Raw genomic sequence first — 17,250 nt, forward strand, 5'->3', positions numbered from 1 at the left:
CAAGGCATTCTTATTTTAATAAAAAATATGGAAAAGGATTTAATTAAAGAAGCCAAAAATATATTAAATGAGAATTTTCAAGAAATAGGATATTCAATTCCTTGCAAAGGATTGTATCCATTTCAATGGAAATGGGATTCAGGCTTTATAGCCATCGGTTTTGCACATTATGATATGGCTAAAGCCAAAAAAGAAATGAAAACGCTTCTAGATTCTCAATGGGGAAATGGATTTATCCCGCATATTGTTTTTCATGTTGAAACCGATAGTTACTTTCCAGGACGTGATTTTCATTTATCAAAATTACATCCAGAGTCCAATGACGCCTATCCTTCGACAGGAATGACACAACCACCCGTTCTAGGTTTTACATTAGAAAAAATGTACGAAATTGGGACAGACAAAGCAGACGTATTAAGCTTCATCAAAGAAAATATTGATAAAGTTTACGACAATCATCATTATTTTTATACCAAAAGAGATCCTCAAAACGAAGGTTTAGTATACATCTACCACAATTGGGAATCAGGAACCGATAATTCTCCAATCTGGGATGATATTTGGTTGACTATGAACCCACCAGAATATACTTTTGAACGTAGAGACACCACACATGTTGATGCATCACAAAGACCTTCAAAAAGAGAATACGATCATTATTTGCACATTATCGAAATTGCAAAAGAGCATAATTATGACGATGCCAAAATTGCCGAATTATCTCCGTTTTTGGTTCAAGATCCCTTATTTAATGCCATGTTAATTAAATCTAATGATGCTTTGATTAACTTATATCAATTAATAGGTGGGAACGACGATAAAGTTGCACAACTAAAAAAATGGCAAGAAAAAAGTATTCGTACTTTTAATGAAAAACTATACGATGCCGAATTAGGTGCTTATATTCATTATGATTTAAGAAACGAAAAACCAATCCGTTTTGTAAGTTCGTCATCATTTTCGCCTTTGTTTGCTGGAATTCCAAGCAAGGAACAGGCGGCAACAATAATTAATACGATGATGACTAAATTTGGTGGTGACGACATGTACTTATGTGCTTCATTCGACCCAACAAGTGAGCGTTTTAATCCAAAAAAATATTGGAGAGGCCCCGTTTGGATTAACTTAAACTGGATTTTATACAATGGTTTAAAGGATTACGGCTATGATGAAATTGCCGCTAGAGTAAAAGCAGATAGTATTGAAATACTAACAAAAGTAGGTTTCTACGAGTATTTTGACGCTAGAAAATCAGAATATACAGAAGGAGCAAAAGGTTACGGAGGAGGGAATTTCTCTTGGAGCGCTGCCTTGTTTCTAGATATACTGAATAATTAATTAATAAAACAATCATTATGAACTGGTTAGACTACACTGTTATTATTGTTTACTTAGTTGCTTTTTTAGGATTAGGATTTTTGTTTAAAGAGAACAAAGATGCAAAGGATTATTTCCTTGGAGGAAAAAGCATGGGGTGGTTTCCGTTGAGTTTATCCGCAATGGCAACCCAACTTTCGGCCATTAGTTTTATTTCGGCTCCAGCGTTTGTTGGTTTAGCGCAAGGAGGCGGAATGAAATGGTTGACCTTTGAGTTGGCGGTGCCATTGGCGATGATTGGAATTATTTTGATTATAGTTCCACCACTTTATCGCTCAAATATTGTAAGTATTTATGAATTTGTCGAAAGACGATTCTCAACCTCTACTCGTATTATACTCAGTATTGTTTTTCAAATAAGTAGGTCATTATCAACGGGAGTTGGAGTGTATACCATTGCCATTATTTTGCAATCGGTATTGAACATTAGTTTCCACTACACCATTATTTTAATAACCATTATTACTATTGTGTATTCCTATATGGGCGGTATGAAAGCAGTCGTTTGGGGTGACGCCATTCAAATGGTAATCCTTTTTGGCGGGTTGCTTATTTGTATCTATTTCGGATGGGATTTATTAAAAGCAAACCCAAATTTCACAGGTTTTGATAGTGAAAGATTGCAAGTAATTGATATTCCTAATCTAGGATTTGATGGAGGTACTTACGGGCTATTGCCAATGGTACTAGGAGGTTTGTTTTTATACATGTCATACTATGGAACAGACCAAACTCAGGCACAACGATTAATATCCGCCAAAGATGAAAATTCGTCAAAGAAAATATTACTGACAAATGGATTATTGCGTTTTCCGGTGGTGTTGACTTATTGTATCATGGGATTAATCATTGGGGCATTAGTACATTTAACACCTGATTTCATGAGCGAAATTGCTGTGGTAACCAAACAACATTATCCTGAGGAATTCTTAAAAAACGGAATCAAACCAGATTTAATGCTGCCCGTGTTTATCATGAAATATTTACCACACGGTTTGATTGGAATTTTGATTGTTGGAATTTTATCGGCTGCGATGTCTTCAGTGAGTGCTACGATTCATTCTCTAGGAGCGGTAACGGTAGAAGATCTATTTAACAGAGGTAAAGTAAAATTAAGCCAAGTTAAGTACATGAAATTCTCCAAGATTGCCATCGTATTTTGGGGTTTTGTTTGCATTGCTTCGGCCTATCTTTTTGGAAATAATGGAGGCACTGTGATCGAATTGATTAATATGATTTCATCCCAATTTTACGGACCTATTTTGGCTACTTTCATTATCGCTATTTTGGTTAAAAGAGTGAATTATATTGGAATGAATGTGGGAATCGTAGGAGGTGTGTTAATCAACGTTACAATCAAATACTTTTTTGATGATATTTTCTGGATTTGGTTTAACCTGACCGGTTTTGTTATCACTTTCGCCTTAGCTTTAGTAACAAGTGCCATCTATAAAACAGAAAAAAATACGGATTCTAATATAGTCTTTACCGTACGCAAAGAAGATTTATTCACCAAAGAGATACTACTATTAACAATATTTTTCTTTGCAATTCTTGCTTTGTCTTTTGCTTTACCAGATATATTAGCATCTATAAAATAGATTGAAATTAAAGTATTTCAATTCATAAAATACATTGAGTGGTTAATGGTGCAGCATGAGGAGGAAACAAATTGTGCTGCTTTTTTTAATCTTATTTACTGCTACATACACGAATTAAAAAAATTACAAAATGAGAGTTTTAATCGCACCCGATAAATTCAAAGGCTCATTGTCTGCTATGGAGGTTTGTAACGCTATAGAAGATGGAATTAAAAAAGCGAATCCACTAATTGAAACTATAAAACATCCACTGGCTGACGGTGGCGAGGGAACATTAGATATATTGCAGAATTATTTCAAACTAGAAACCAATTCCGTATTTGTAATGAATCCTTTGTTTAAGAAAATTCAAGCTACTTATAAAGTATCTGCAAACACTGCTTATATTGAAATGGCAAATGCTTCCGGACTACAACTATTGGAAGAAAATGAAAAAAACTGCTACTACACTTCTACTTTTGGTACTGGACAACTCATCCTTGATGCTGTTCAAAAAGGATATAAAAATATTGTTTTATTCATTGGCGGAAGCGCAACAAATGATGCAGGAATAGGGATGGCGACCGCTTTGGGTTATCAGCTTTATAACTCAAAAAATGAGTTGGTTCATCCTATTGGCAAGGAACTATTGAATATTGATACTATTGCGGACAGTCATTTATTATTTGATCCAAAAGAAATCAACTGCACCGTAGTATGTGATGTCAAAAACCCATTGTTCGGTAAAAATGGTGCTGCTTATGTTTACGGGAGTCAAAAAGGCGCATCAGAAGAAGAAATTCAATTATTAGATAGCGGACTTCGACATTTTAGCACTCAAGTTCTAAAACACCTCAACAAATCAGTTGCAACAATTGAAGGAGCTGGAGCTGCTGGTGGTTTAGGCGCAGGAGCAGTTTGTTTTTTGGATGCCAAAATAAAATCCGGAATTGATTTTGTAATGGAGCAAACTGGTTTTGATGCGCTATTAAAAGACACTATTGACTTAATTATTACCGGCGAAGGTTCTGTTGACAAACAAACAATTGAAGGCAAAGTAATCAAAGGAATTAGCGAACGAGCACTTAAAAATAAAATTCCCTTTTCAATTATATCAGGAATTGTAAAAGATGAAAAACTTATCCAAGAAAATCTACATCCTAGCAGTATTCATTCTATTATGGAAACGGGAGTGACCACGGAGGATGCCATGCAAAATGCCGCGACACACTTAACTGCATTAGGATATCGACTAATAAAAGAGCATACTAAAATTTAAAATACAACTAAAATGAATTTCAACTTAGACGGTTCTATGGATAAAAACGCAATCTTTGAAAAAGTTGCTGCCATTATAAAATCAGAAAACTTCACGATTGTTCAACAAGACGTGACAAGGCCTTGGGGAGGATTTTTTGTAATAGAAGAAGAGCAAGCGAGTGCTTTTGCTACATTATTTTTTCCGAATCTTGAAATGTCAGAAATACAAATCACCAATAAACTGAGTCCAAAAATTTTAGTGGTGGCACCCAATAAAAGATTGTCTTGGCAATACCATTATAGAAGATCTGAAATTTGGAAAATCATTGGAGGAAAAGTAGGCGTAAAAACCAGCTTGACTGATGAAGAAGGCGAAATCCAAGAACTTAGTTCAGGTGCATTTATACAAATGGATATAGGAGAAAGACATCGATTAATTGGACTAGAGTCTTGGGGAGTTGTAGCAGAAATATGGCAACATACTGACCCAAACAATCCCTCAGATGAAGAGGATATTGTACGTCTCCAAGATGACTTTGGGAGGTAGTTCAAGTGTTAGTTAGTCGAGTAATTACTTCCTTACTCGCTATATGATCAATATAGCGAGTTTTTATTGATTAATTATTTTAATGTGAAGTCTAATTCAGTATTTAAGTCCACACATTTTATTCTTTTTTGCTTTCTGTAAATATCAAATCAGCCAATAAACGTCCTGACTTCATAGCAGCGTTAATCGAACCATTCATTAAATGATCGCCACAACAGTATAAAGTATCAATTTGATTTCGAATCGATGACTACTGATATGTTGGAGAATTTGATTAAAAATATCTAATAACACAAAATGCCGCAAAATTTAGTTTTTGCGGGATTTTGCATACTCAGTGGAAAATTTTTAATTTTGATTAGATTAACTTATAAAGTCAGGATTACCGATATGAGTCAGAATCCATTTTCCGTTGTATTTCTTATAAATAATTAGATTTGTAGTTAAGCTAGTTATAGTCCTCACAAAACCATGATCGAATGAAAAGATAAGATAAGTATTATTTTTATAAAAAATAGGTTCCGAAAAACTATAATACTCATAGTCTTCAGTTTGAATCATGTATTTTTTCATGTATTCAATTGAATTAGTACTTAACTCTTCAAAAATTAGATTTTTATATTTAAAATTTTCTGGCAACCAACAACAAGAGCCAATATTATATTTTTTGGTTTTTATATCGTTTGCTGTAAAATTTTTGCTGTATTTCTTTCGTGCCGTTTCCCAATCAAAATCATTAAAAATTTCTACATCTCTATTTTTAAACTGAAAATTTTCGGAAGAGACTGCATATATATCATTATGGAACAACCATTTTAAAGTGGTATTAGTGTTAATTTTTTCACTAAAAATGATGACAGCTTTTGACTTGTTTTTAATTCTTTTAGTCAAAAAGTCATTCAAAACCTCGTATTTATCATTTAAAGTATCATTACTTACAACACTGTTTGCGACAATTGCTGAACTTTTTCTATTACTTTTCACATTGCAGTTCAATGTTAGCAGGAAAATAAAACCTATGATGTAGTAGGTGTCTTTCATAACTGTACCGTTTATTTACATGGTTTACCAACAGTAATTGAAGAGTATACTCCAATTGTCTCTGCGAATAGTCTGCTCGTTATACGTTTCCTGTCTGCACTATCTTCACATTTGTATTTCACTTTTGGCAATTGAGTTTAATCCTAATTAAAAATTTTTGATTCATTAAGTACTACTTTGCTCCTTTACAATCAAATCAGCCAATAAACGTCCTGACTTCATAGCAGCGTTAATGGAGCCATTCATTAAATGATCACCACAACAGTATAAAGTATCGCTGATTTTCATATCGGTTGCTGTTAAATCGTCTTTTAAAACCGCTAAATTAGGTAAGGCATAGTTCACCTTATACGTCTTTAAATGTGACCAATTTGCAACTTGATTTCCAAACCAAGGTTGTAATTCGGTTTTAATATTTTGCGCTAGTTCTTCATCACTAAGATCCAGAATTCCATTGCAAGAAACCGAAATCAGTACTTTGCCAGCGGGAGCATAGGCTTGGCTTACATTTGTCATTACCGTTACATTGTTAACGATTTTATCTTTTGCGGAAGCGTTCAAAATAACCACCGCTTTGTTGGTAGGTGCTACTGTTGCTTCAAAATAAACATTGGTAACCGAATGGTGTTTGGTTTCTACACTGCTTTTAAATTTTGAAATCAACTCAGTAGCTTCGGTAGCAATAATAATGATGTCTGATTGTATTTCGGCACCTGAGATTGTGTAAATAGTATTCCCTTTTATATCTTCTACTTTAGTGTTAAACGTAAAACAAGCTGCAGGCAATTGACTTGCTAGTTGTTTTGGAATTTCTTCCATACCCAAAGCGGGAATTGCAGCATCGCCTTCAGAAAACATTTTCATCACAAAATCAAACATCCGGTTAGGTGTCGACAAATTGTTTTCGAGAAAAATACCCGAGAAAAAAGGTTTGAAAAATCGATTGATCATCTTGCTGCTAAAACCATAGTCTTTTAACTGCTCCACAGTCGATTTTTGAGGTTGTGCAAAGATTCCTTCTATGGATTTAGCGATTAATTTATTCTTTAAAATGAACGTATTGAATTTGTCCTTGAGCGAACCCACGGGTGCAAAAGCGGTGGCTAATAAAGCCGAAGGTCTCCTAAAGGGATCGGCAATTTCAAACTGTCCGCCATCATACAATACGGTTGCTCCGGGTAAAAAAGTTTTAAGCTGTAAGGCATCGTAATCCAACAATTGTTTCGCTTCGGGGTAAGCCGTAAGCAAAACCTGAAACCCTCGATCGAGTCTATAGCCATTAACGATATCTGTTTTGATTCGGCCTCCTACTCTATCGCTAGCTTCAATAATATTTACATTAAAACCTTTGCGGTGCAAATGCAAACCTGCAGATAGTCCCGAAATTCCTGCGCCAATAATCGTTATCGTTGGATTCATATTTTAAGTCTAAAATCGTTTGTTACAAATTTAGTGTTTCCTATTGTTATGACAATAGGCTCTTTTTTAAATCATAAAAAAAGGCTGCAAAAAATTGCAGCCTTTTCGTTTTTATGTTGGTAATCCGTTTTTCGTGAACAGCTTTCGAACTTGTGCCATTTCAGCATCTGATTTTACAGCTAGCAAATCGCGTTGTTTTCCGTTTTGCAATACGATAAAGTATTTTTTACGTCCTAAGAAAACACTTTCGCTTAGCCCTTTAATTTGATCAGCGGGTATTTTCTCGCTACCGGTTTTTTTGAAAATATATTTATGAAGAATCACTACTGCAAACATTCCTAGAACTAGCCACAATACTTTCATGAAACCAAACGCAATTTTATCATTTGACAAATTTAAGATTGCATTTATAAGGAGAATTATCATTAAAACCTTCATTAAAAATTGATGACTCTTTAATCCGTCTTTTATCTCAATAGCTTTAGCAGCTTCGTTGTAGGTAACACTCATTTTTATACTTTACTTTAAAAAACGCTTATTGTTTAAAAACGTTGTTGTCTTGTTTCACATCAGCCATTAAACCGCTTGGATCAATAGTGATTTTTTTGATTGTCCCTTTTGCTTTAGCGATAGTAAAATCATAATTCGAGTGCGCCCAAGTCCAGTCATTCAAAACAGTGCGTTTTACCGCAGGATTAGGATTCGCTTTCTCATAATTCATCATTCGCAATGGCACATAAAAACTCTCCATCGTTCCATCAGTATATTCTACTAATAAATCAATAGGCATTGGCATTCTACCAATTCTCTCTAGGCTTACCGTTGTTTGGTTTCCGTTTTCAGTCACGGCTTTGATACCGTAATCAATCGTATTAGTTGTTTCGGTCCAATCTACTAAATACCAATCTAAGTTTGCGCCAGATACACGCTCTGCCGATCTTTTGATATCGTTAGGTGTTGGGTGTTTGAATTTAAAATCATGGAAATATCGTTTTACCGTTTCTTGTAATTTATCTTCGCCAATCACGTAGATTAATTGAGACAAAAATATACTTCCTTTTGTATACGATGAAATACTGTACGGTCTGTTTTCATCATAACGATCACCATGCGTTGATTGTGATTGCTCTTTTCCTGAGTTTACTAAGCTATAATAAGCTCTGTAATTACCCGCAAAAGGATTTGCTACTTTTTTATCCGATAATTCATTTTCGGCCAAATCAGAAATGTAAGTAGTAAAACCTTCATCCATCCAAGGGTGCTTAGACTCGTTTGAAGCTAAAACATGCTGAAACCAAGAGTGTCCTAACTCATGTGTTGCAGTACCAAAAATTCCTTCAAGCGTTCCATTTCCTAACATTAAGGTACACATGGCATACTCCATACCACCATCACCACCTTGTATAAAGGAGTATTGTTTGTACGGATAATTTCCAACGTTTTTATTGAAATAATCCATTACTTTCACCATCATTGGCTGTAGTTTTTTCCAGTTTTCGACTGTTTTTGGATAGTTTTTATATAGGAAGTGAATCGCTACATCGTTAGGTCCTTTTACTACATCGTGCATGTAATTTTTATCAGCAGCCCAAGCAAAATCGTGTACCATAGGCGCCACAAAATGCCAAGTTAGTGTTTTTGTCTTTTTTGGAGTGTTTATGACTACACCTTCTTCTTGGTAGCCATGTCCAATTTCGTTTGGATTTTGTAAGTAACCCGTACCACCTAAAACATAGTCTTTATCGATAGTAATATTTACATCAAAACTACCCCAAACACCGTGAAATTCTCTTGCGATATACGGATCAGCGTGCCATCCTTCAAAATCAAATTCAGCTAATTTAGGATACCATTGTGTCATTGATAACTCTACTCCTTCAGAATTGTTTCGCCCTGAACGACGAATTTGAACTGGCACTTGACCGTCAAAATTCAAGGTGAAAGTCGATTTTGTGTTGGGTAAAATTGGCTTAGCCAAAGTCACTTCTAGAATCGTACCTACCGTTTTAGCTTCGGCAACAAGACCGTCTTGTTTGAAGTTAGCGATTTTTAAGAAACCAATTTCATTTGGCTTCAAGCCTTCGATTCGGCTTACCTTAGCATCTTTACCATCAACGGTAACTTTATTTACCATTCGAGCATCAGGATCTTTGATGGTATGCAATCGTGCATCCATTTCGCTACCCGGTTGGAATGCATTGTTGAATAAATGGTAATATACTTTACGCAAAGTATCACTAGAATTATTCGTGTACACTAATTCTTGTGTTCCTTTGTATTGATAATTTTTGACATCCATAACGACGTCCATCTTATAATCGACATGTTGTTGCCAATAAGTAGTACTTTGGGCCATTATTGAACCAAAATTTAAAGTAACGAGGGTAAGTAATAGTATTTTCTTCATTGGTTTAAAATAAAAAATGGAAGAGCCGCGGCCCTCCCATTAAATTAATAGTCTTGGATTTATTTTGCTGACATTTTATCTGCCATCAAGATTGCATTGTAAGCATTTACAATTTTACCTGATTGCGATAAAGTAGAAAAAGAACGGCTGTCTTTAGGGTTACCACCAACAACGACATCAGTTGTAATTGCCACACCTGAATCCATCAAAATGTGTTTTACTTGTGAAGCTGTTAATTTAGGATAGTATGAACGAATTAAAGCCGCTACACCAGCAACATTAGGCGCTGCCATAGAAGTTCCTGCTAAATATTGGTATTTATTATTTGGTGTCGTTGCATAGATTTGAACTCCAGGAGCAAAAACATCTACATTTACTTTCCCGATGTTTGAGAAACGAGCAACTACTTTATCACTGTATTCAAAATTCAGAGCTCCAATAGTAATCATGTTATCGGCAAATTCCGTTTTCTTGTCTTCTGAATCATTAGGGAAGTTTTCAGCATAATCGATGTCTTTTGCGTCATTACCTGCTGCATGAACAATCAAAACATCTTTTTTCTCAGCATATTTAATTGCATCATAAACCCATTGTCTGTGTGGGGAAAAACTTTTTCCAAAACTTCCGTTGATTACTTTAGCACCGTTGTCTACTGCGTAACGAATTCCAAGAGCAATATCTTTATCGTACTCATCACCATCTGGCACAGCACGAACCGTTAAAATCTGCACATTATTAGCAACACCATCGCCACCTATATTGTTTCCTCTTACCTGAGCCACGATTCCTGCTACGTGCGTACCATGAAGGATTTCCTCCTTGTCTGGACCCATTACGTTTGCATTCCCGTATTTAGTATCGGTAATATCATTTGGGTTATCACCTACAACTTTTCTGTAGTCTGTTTTTAGGTTGTCTCCATTTACTAGAGCAATTTGACCATCTAATTGTTTTTGAACTGCCTCTTTTAAATCTGCTACTGGTAAACCATAAGAAAGCATTTGTTGCATTACTTTTTTACTTTCCTTGATCGTTTCATCTTCAGAAGTAATCGCATTTACATCAGCAAGTGTGTAAACTGGTTTCCCTAAAAACTTCACCAAAATGGCGTCATTTTTTGTTAAGGAAGCAATCATGTTTTCTGAACGTGTTTTAACGGCAACTGCATCAGCAACTTTTTTATCATTTAATGCTTTTGCTGCCTGATATGTAGCTTCGTCTACAAGATTTTTATCTTTAATAATTCTTTCGTATTCTAAATTTTCTTTAGTGATATCACCAAGAAAGTTCCAACCATGAATATCATCAACGTATCCGTTTTTGTCATCATCAATTCCGTTTCCAGGAATTTCCTTTGTATTAGTCCAAAGCACCGATTTTAGATCTTCATGCTCAATATCTACACCTGAATCAACGATTCCTACAATTACAGGAACGCCTTTTTTATCTTTCAATAATTCAGCGTAGGCTTTGTCAACGCTCATTCCTGGGATAGTATCATTTACGATATCTAAATGACTCCAACGTTTTAACTCAATTTCTTTTAGTGGGCTTTTCTTTTTAACATTTAATGGTGCCGAAACAGCAGTCATAGCAGTGTAGCTCGCCACTTGTTTTTGTGTTCCGCAACCTGCTAAAACGACAAGTGCAATAGCCGAAAGGCAAATAGGCTTAATGGTATTCATTATTTATAGTATTAATAAGATTTAAAATATTGGTCTAAAATAAGTGATTTTGTTACAATCACAGCACGATTAACACTAAGTTAAGATTTGTTCGCAAGAGTAAACATCCTTCAATCGAACACCTTTCTCAGTATGTTGTACTGTAATAATCTGGTTGTGGGCATCGTGCTCCAAAAATAAATAATGGTTATTATCTGCGGCAGCGTTCAAAAATTTAATTTTTTCAGGCATGGTTAACAAAGGTCTCGTATCATAACCCATCACGTACGCCACGGGAATGTGTCCGGCTGTAGCCAATAAATCAGCGCAAAAAACAATTGTTTTGTCCTTGTATTTGATGTGCGGAATCATTTGCTTCTCAGTATGACCATCGGCAAAGAAAATCCCAAAACCTAATTCCGATTCTTCCAAGTAGTCACCATCAGGTCTTTTGATAAAATTCAACTGTCCACTTTCCTGCATTGGCAAAATATTTTCGGATAGGAACGATGCTTTTTCTCTGGGATTAGGTTTTGTAGCCCATTCCCAATGATTTTCGTTACTCCAAAATTTGGCGTTTTTAAAAGCAGGTTCGTAACCCGTTTTGTCTTTATTCCATTGCACACTTCCACCGCAATGATCAAAATGCAGATGCGTCATAAAAACATCAGTGATATCGTCACGGTGAAAACCATGCTCTGCCAAAGATTTATCCAATGAATGCGATCCCCAAAGAGAATAGTAACCATAAAATTTTTCCGATTGTTTATTTCCCATTCCAGTGTCAATTAATATTAGGCGTTTATCGTCCTCAATTAATAAACAGCGTGCAGCGATATCAATTAAATTATTGGCGTCAGCGGGATTGGTTTTATTCCAAATGGTTTTTGGCACTACGCCAAACATGGCACCACCATCTAGCTTAAAGTTTCCGGTTTCGATAGGATATAGTTTCATTTTTTTGAATTGAAAGATTAAAATTTGAGAATGAAACAAGAAACTGATTTTCTTGCCTTTTTGTTAAAAAATAATGCTCCGGCAGGCCAAAACCTTATTTTCTCAAATCGAATGCAATTTATAAAAATTGAGTTGCTTTAGATTGATTTAGATAGACTTTTTCTATTTGTACATTAGTTATAAAAATGTTATCTATTATGGAAAAAGGTTTTTATATAGTATCTTTGCAGTTAATTTAGACAAAATCAATTTATCAATGATACAAGTTTCTGATACTGCCAAAAAGAAAATTATCGACTTGATGCAAGAAGATGGTTTTGATGCTGCCACAGACTACGTACGCGTAGGTGTGAAAAGTGGCGGATGCTCTGGTTTGTCCTATGATTTAAAATTTGACAAAACCAAAGACGAAAACGATAAAATATTTATAGACAACGAGATAACTATTGCTGTAGAAAAAAAATCATTCCTTTATTTAGCTGGAACTATTTTAGAATTCTCAGGTGGAATAAACGGAAAAGGATTTGTTTTTAACAATCCAAATGCAACAAGAACATGTGGTTGTGGCGAGAGTTTCTCTCTTTAATTTTTTACACAAATAATAAAGTTTAATGTTCAAATTTTGAATCTTTAAATCTTTAAATCTTTAAATCAGAATGAGCAAATACACAGAAGACGACTTAAAAATCGAACTCGAAAACAAGGAATACGAGTACGGATTTTACACCGAATTAGAATCGGACACTTTTCCTATTGGATTAAATGAAGACATTGTTCGCGCTATTTCATTACGAAAAGAGGAGCCGCAATGGATGACCGATTGGCGTATTGAAGCTTTTCGTGCGTGGCAAGAAATGACAGAGCCTGAATGGGCAAATGTACATTATGCCAAACCTGATTTTCAAGCTATTTCTTATTACTCAGCTCCAAAAGCAGTTGACCCAAACAAGACGCTAGACGATGTAGATCCTGAACTTTTAGAGATGTACAAAAAGTTAGGTATCTCAGTAGATGAGCAAAAAATGATGAATAATGTTGCTATGGATATCGTTGTTGATTCGGTTTCAGTAGCGACTACTTTTAAGAAAACATTAGGCGAAAAAGGAATCATTTTTATGAGTATTTCGGAGGCTATCAAAGAGCATCCTGAATTAGTTCGTAAATATCTAGGAACTGTTGTACCTCAAAAAGATAACTTTTATGCTGCATTAAATTCGGCGGTATTCTCTGATGGATCTTTTTGTTATATACCAAAAGGAGTACGTTGCCCAATGGAACTTTCGACTTACTTTAGGATAAATCAAGCAGGAACGGGTCAGTTTGAAAGAACTTTACTTGTTGCTGATGCAGGAAGTTATGTAAGTTACCTTGAAGGCTGTACTGCACCAAGCCGTGACGAAAACCAATTGCATGCTGCAGTTGTGGAATTAATCGCGCTAGAAGATGCTGAAATTAAATACTCTACCGTTCAAAACTGGTACCCTGGAAATAAAGAAGGAAAAGGTGGGGTTTATAATTTTGTTACCAAACGAGGAATTTGCGAGAACAACGCAAAAATCTCTTGGACACAAGTAGAAACCGGTTCAGCAGTAACATGGAAATACCCGTCGGTTATCCTAAAAGGAGACAACTCAGTTGGGGAATTTTATTCGATTGCAGTAACCAATAATTTCCAACAAGCAGATACAGGGACTAAAATGATCCATTTAGGTAAAAACACTAAATCGACTATTATCTCTAAAGGAATCTCAGCAGGTAAATCACAAAATAGCTATAGAGGTTTAGTACAAATAAGTCCGCGTGCTGAAAACGCACGTAACTTTTCACAGTGTGATTCGTTGTTAATGGGTAATAATTGTGGTGCACATACATTCCCTTATATCGAAAGCAAAAACCCTTCGGCAAAAATTGAACACGAGGCAACAACTAGTAAAATTGGTGAAGACCAAGTTTTCTATTGCAACCAACGTGGAATTCCTACCGAAAAAGCAATTGCGCTTATCGTAAATGGTTTCAGCAAAGAGGTTTTAAATAAATTACCCATGGAGTTTGCTGTTGAAGCACAAAAACTATTGGAAATTTCTCTTGAAGGAAGTGTAGGATAAGAATTAGTTTAAAGTTTAGTGCTATGGATATTATTTTAAAAAACGTAAAGAAAAAAGATTTTCCAGTATTGAAATCATTGGCGAAATCACTTGGCTTTGAAATTATTGAGAAAAAAGAAAAACCTTATAACCCAGACTTTGTACAAGAGATTTTGGAAGCAGAACAAAGTATCAAGGACGGAAAAGGGATTGCCATTAGAACGGAAGATTTATGGAAGTAATTTATTCTCATAAAGCTCAAAAAGATAGAGAATTTTGGAAAAAGTCAGGTAATAAAGCAATAATGAATAAGATTACTGCACTAATTAAAGACATTCAACTTCATCCTTTTGAGGGAATCGGAAAACCAGAACAGTTGAAACATCAACTTATTGGCAAATGGTCCAGAAGAATAAATAAAGAACATCGCATTATATATCAAGTTACCGAAGAAAATACAATTGAAATTTTAGACATTTTATCATTAAAAGGTCATTACGAATAAACAAAAACTAACAGATGTTAAGTATAAAAAATTTACACGCCTCAATTGGGGACAAAGAAATTCTAAAAGGAATCAACCTTGAAGTAAAAGCAGGAGAAGTTCATGCTATAATGGGACCTAACGGTGCCGGAAAAAGTACTTTAGCTTCAATCGTAGCAGGAAACGAAAACTATGAAGTAACAAGTGGTGAGATTATTTTGGATGGTGAAGACCTTTCAGAATTAGCTCCCGAAGAAAGAGCGCACCAAGGTGTTTTCCTTTCTTTTCAGTACCCTGTTGAAATCCCGGGAGTATCGGTGACGAACTTCATTAGAACAGCGATCAACGAAACTCGTAAAGCAAAAGGGCAAGACGAAATGCCAGCTAACGAAATGTTGAAATTAATCCGTGAAAAATCAGAATTACTAGAGATCGACCGTAAATTTTTATCACGTTCTTTAAACGAAGGATTTTCTGGTGGAGAGAAAAAACGTAATGAGATTTTTCAAATGGCAATGCTAGAACCTAAAATCGCTATCCTTGATGAAACCGATTCTGGACTAGATATCGATGCACTTCGAATTGTTGCCAATGGAGTTAACAAACTAAAAAGCGATAAAAATGCCGTAGTCGTAATCACGCACTACCAACGTTTATTAGACTATATCGTTCCTGACTTTGTACACGTTTTATTAAACGGTAAAATTGTAAAATCTGGTGATGCCTCTTTAGCTTTAGAGCTTGAAGAAAAAGGATACGACTGGATCAAACAGGAACAAGAAGCATAAAAAAATAGTCAAAAGTCGAAAGTTAAATATCTGAAAGCTTCAATGCATTCGACTTTACGACTTTCAACTTTACGACTTTAAGACTTACACAAAAATGGAATTGAAAGAAAAATTAATATCGTCTTTTATGGCATTCGAAGAGCGCATCGATGTTCACGCTGAACTTCATGATGTACGCACCGCTGCCCTAAAAAACTTTGAAAATAAAGGTTTCCCAAGCAAAAAAGAGGAAGCATGGAAATATACTTCGTTAAATAGCATCCTAAAAAATGACTTTACCGTTTTTCCAAAAACCGAAAATAACATCCAATATTCCGATGTAAAAAAATATTTTTTACATGAAATAGATACCTATAAAGTAGTTTTTATCGATGGCGTTTTTAGTTCCCATTTGTCGGCAACAACCCACGAAGGAATCGACGTATGTTTAATGGCTTCGGTTTTAAACAAACCAAAATACAAAGAAGTAATTGATACCTATTTCAACCAAATTGCGAATAAAGAGGAAAGTTTGACTTCTCTAAATACCGCTTTTGCCAATGAAGGAGCGTACATCAATATTCCAAAAAGCAAAGTAGCTGACAAACCTATCGAAATCATGTATTTCTCAACAGGTAGCGAAGCCGCTTTAATGACACAACCTCGTAATTTAGTAATTGTTGGCGAAAATGCACAAGTACAAATTATTGAGCGTCACCAAAGTTTGAACGACAACCCGGTACTGACCAATTCAGTGACCGAGATTTTTGCTGAAAAACATGCCATCGTCGATTTTTACAAAATCCAAAATGACAACCTTACCGCTAACTTAATCGATAACACCTACGTTTCTCAGCAGCAAGAAAGCAGCGTTGCCGTAAACACTTTTAGTTTTGGTGGAAACCTAACGAGAAACAATTTGAATTTTTACCATTTTGGTGAGCACATCGTAAGTTACTTAAACGGAATCACAATTATTGGCGAAAAGCAACACGTAGACCACTACACACTTGTGCAACACGCTACGCCTAACTGCGAAAGTCACCAAGATTACAAAGGAATTTTCTCAGATCGCTCCAATGGAGTTTTCAACGGAAAAATATTTGTTGAGCGCGAAGCTCAAAAAACAAATGCATTCCAAAAAAGCAATAACATCCTTTTAAGCGACAAAGCAACCATCAACGCTAAACCACAGTTGGAGATTTTTGCTGATGATGTTAAATGTTCACATGGTTGTACGATTGGTCAACTCGATGAAACTGCTATGTTTTACATGCAACAACGCGGAATCCCGCAAAAAGAAGCCAAAGCATTATTAATGTACGCCTTCTCGAATGCCGTAATCGAAAGCATCAAAATACCAGAATTAAAACAACGAATCACTAAGATCATCGCCAACAAATTAGGCGTGAAAATAGGATTCGATTTGTAATAATCACGTTTATAAAACACCTAACCCTTTCCGAGTTTTAACTTAGAAAGGGTTATTTTTTTTAGGAGCTAATCCCGCTATTCGTTTTAATCTTTTATTGTTTTAAAGGAAAACAATAAAAGGATTTCCACTGCTATCGGGGCTAGAAAAAATAAGATTACCAGTTCTAGCAAAGTCCAGAACGACTACTCAATCTCGACTCCGCTCGATTTGACATAAAGTAGTTTTCAC

The 17,250-nt window shown here is 35.3% G+C and carries 16 protein-coding genes; 10 read left to right on the plus strand and 6 right to left on the minus strand.

The genetic code is table 11. The annotated features are described in order from the left end of the window. The first annotated feature begins 27 nt into the window (after nt 1-27). The 4 genes from ACZ2G0_RS03080 to ACZ2G0_RS03095 all read left to right on the plus strand — a co-directional run bounded on the left by ACZ2G0_RS03080 (nt 28) and on the right by ACZ2G0_RS03095 (nt 4,764). Nucleotides 28-1,338: an amylo-alpha-1,6-glucosidase gene (locus tag ACZ2G0_RS03080; protein WP_470308954.1), complete on the plus strand. Its 1,311-nt coding sequence runs from the start codon at nt 28-30 to the stop codon at nt 1,336-1,338. Between the two features lie 17 nt (nt 1,339-1,355). Continuing rightward, on the plus strand, nt 1,356-2,978 hold the full coding sequence (locus ACZ2G0_RS03085) for a sodium:solute symporter family transporter (protein WP_470308955.1): 1,623 nt from the start codon (nt 1,356-1,358) through the stop codon (nt 2,976-2,978). A gap of 130 nt (nt 2,979-3,108) precedes the next feature. Next, nucleotides 3,109-4,236, plus strand: coding sequence for a glycerate kinase (locus tag ACZ2G0_RS03090; RefSeq protein ID WP_470308956.1), 1,128 nt, complete (start codon nt 3,109-3,111; stop codon nt 4,234-4,236). A 12-nt stretch (nt 4,237-4,248) separates the two neighbouring features. Beyond that, nucleotides 4,249-4,764, plus strand: coding sequence for a cupin domain-containing protein (locus ACZ2G0_RS03095; protein ID WP_470308957.1), 516 nt, complete (start codon nt 4,249-4,251; stop codon nt 4,762-4,764). A gap of 363 nt (nt 4,765-5,127) precedes the next feature. Here the strand turns inward: ACZ2G0_RS03095 and ACZ2G0_RS03100 are convergent, their stop codons facing one another. The 6 genes from ACZ2G0_RS03100 to ACZ2G0_RS03125 form a co-directional block, all read right to left on the minus strand. Further along, nucleotides 5,128-5,805, minus strand: coding sequence for a hypothetical protein (locus tag ACZ2G0_RS03100; RefSeq protein ID WP_470308958.1), 678 nt, complete (start codon nt 5,803-5,805; stop codon nt 5,128-5,130). Between the two features lie 165 nt (nt 5,806-5,970). Next, complete coding sequence (locus ACZ2G0_RS03105; protein ID WP_470308959.1) at nt 5,971-7,224, minus strand: protoporphyrinogen/coproporphyrinogen oxidase; 1,254 nt, start codon at nt 7,222-7,224, stop codon at nt 5,971-5,973. Nucleotides 7,225-7,335: 111 nt separating this feature from the next. Beyond that, nucleotides 7,336-7,734, minus strand: a complete 399-nt coding sequence (locus tag ACZ2G0_RS03110; protein WP_470308960.1) for a hypothetical protein — start codon at nt 7,732-7,734, stop codon at nt 7,336-7,338. Nucleotides 7,735-7,759: 25 nt separating this feature from the next. After that, nucleotides 7,760-9,631 (minus strand): M1 family metallopeptidase, encoded by a 1,872-nt coding sequence (locus ACZ2G0_RS03115; protein WP_470308961.1) that lies wholly within the window; start codon nt 9,629-9,631, stop codon nt 7,760-7,762. 59 nt (nt 9,632-9,690) lie between these two features. Then, complete coding sequence (locus tag ACZ2G0_RS03120) at nt 9,691-11,316, minus strand: S8 family peptidase (protein ID WP_470308962.1); 1,626 nt, start codon at nt 11,314-11,316, stop codon at nt 9,691-9,693. Nucleotides 11,317-11,391: 75 nt separating this feature from the next. Beyond that, nucleotides 11,392-12,252: an MBL fold metallo-hydrolase gene (locus tag ACZ2G0_RS03125; RefSeq protein WP_470308963.1), complete on the minus strand. Its 861-nt coding sequence runs from the start codon at nt 12,250-12,252 to the stop codon at nt 11,392-11,394. 256 nt (nt 12,253-12,508) lie between these two features. On the opposite strand from ACZ2G0_RS03125, the gene ACZ2G0_RS03130 reads away from it, so the two are divergent. From ACZ2G0_RS03130 to sufD, 6 genes are all read left to right on the plus strand, one after another. After that, on the plus strand, nt 12,509-12,838 hold the full coding sequence (locus ACZ2G0_RS03130; protein ID WP_300287300.1) for a HesB/IscA family protein: 330 nt from the start codon (nt 12,509-12,511) through the stop codon (nt 12,836-12,838). A gap of 70 nt (nt 12,839-12,908) precedes the next feature. After that, nucleotides 12,909-14,357, plus strand: coding sequence for a Fe-S cluster assembly protein SufB (sufB, locus tag ACZ2G0_RS03135; RefSeq protein WP_470308964.1), 1,449 nt, complete (start codon nt 12,909-12,911; stop codon nt 14,355-14,357). A 23-nt stretch (nt 14,358-14,380) separates the two neighbouring features. After that, nucleotides 14,381-14,578 carry a DUF2683 family protein gene (locus ACZ2G0_RS03140; RefSeq protein WP_470308965.1) on the plus strand — a complete coding sequence of 66 codons (198 nt, stop codon included), beginning with the start codon at nt 14,381-14,383 and terminating at the stop codon, nt 14,576-14,578. Beyond that, nucleotides 14,569-14,841, plus strand: coding sequence for a Txe/YoeB family addiction module toxin (locus ACZ2G0_RS03145; RefSeq protein WP_470308966.1), 273 nt, complete (start codon nt 14,569-14,571; stop codon nt 14,839-14,841). The genes ACZ2G0_RS03140 and ACZ2G0_RS03145 overlap by 10 nt, the downstream gene beginning before the upstream one ends. A 14-nt stretch (nt 14,842-14,855) precedes the next feature. Further along, the gene (gene sufC / locus ACZ2G0_RS03150; RefSeq protein ID WP_470308967.1) at nt 14,856-15,608 is read left to right on the plus strand and encodes a Fe-S cluster assembly ATPase SufC; all 753 of its coding nucleotides are present in this window, start codon (nt 14,856-14,858) and stop codon (nt 15,606-15,608) included. A 94-nt stretch (nt 15,609-15,702) separates the two neighbouring features. After that, on the plus strand, nt 15,703-17,019 hold the full coding sequence (gene sufD / locus ACZ2G0_RS03155; protein ID WP_470308968.1) for a Fe-S cluster assembly protein SufD: 1,317 nt from the start codon (nt 15,703-15,705) through the stop codon (nt 17,017-17,019). Nucleotides 17,020-17,250 lie beyond the last annotated feature (231 nt).

It is taken from the genome of Flavobacterium sp. KKT103, assembly GCF_055640565.1.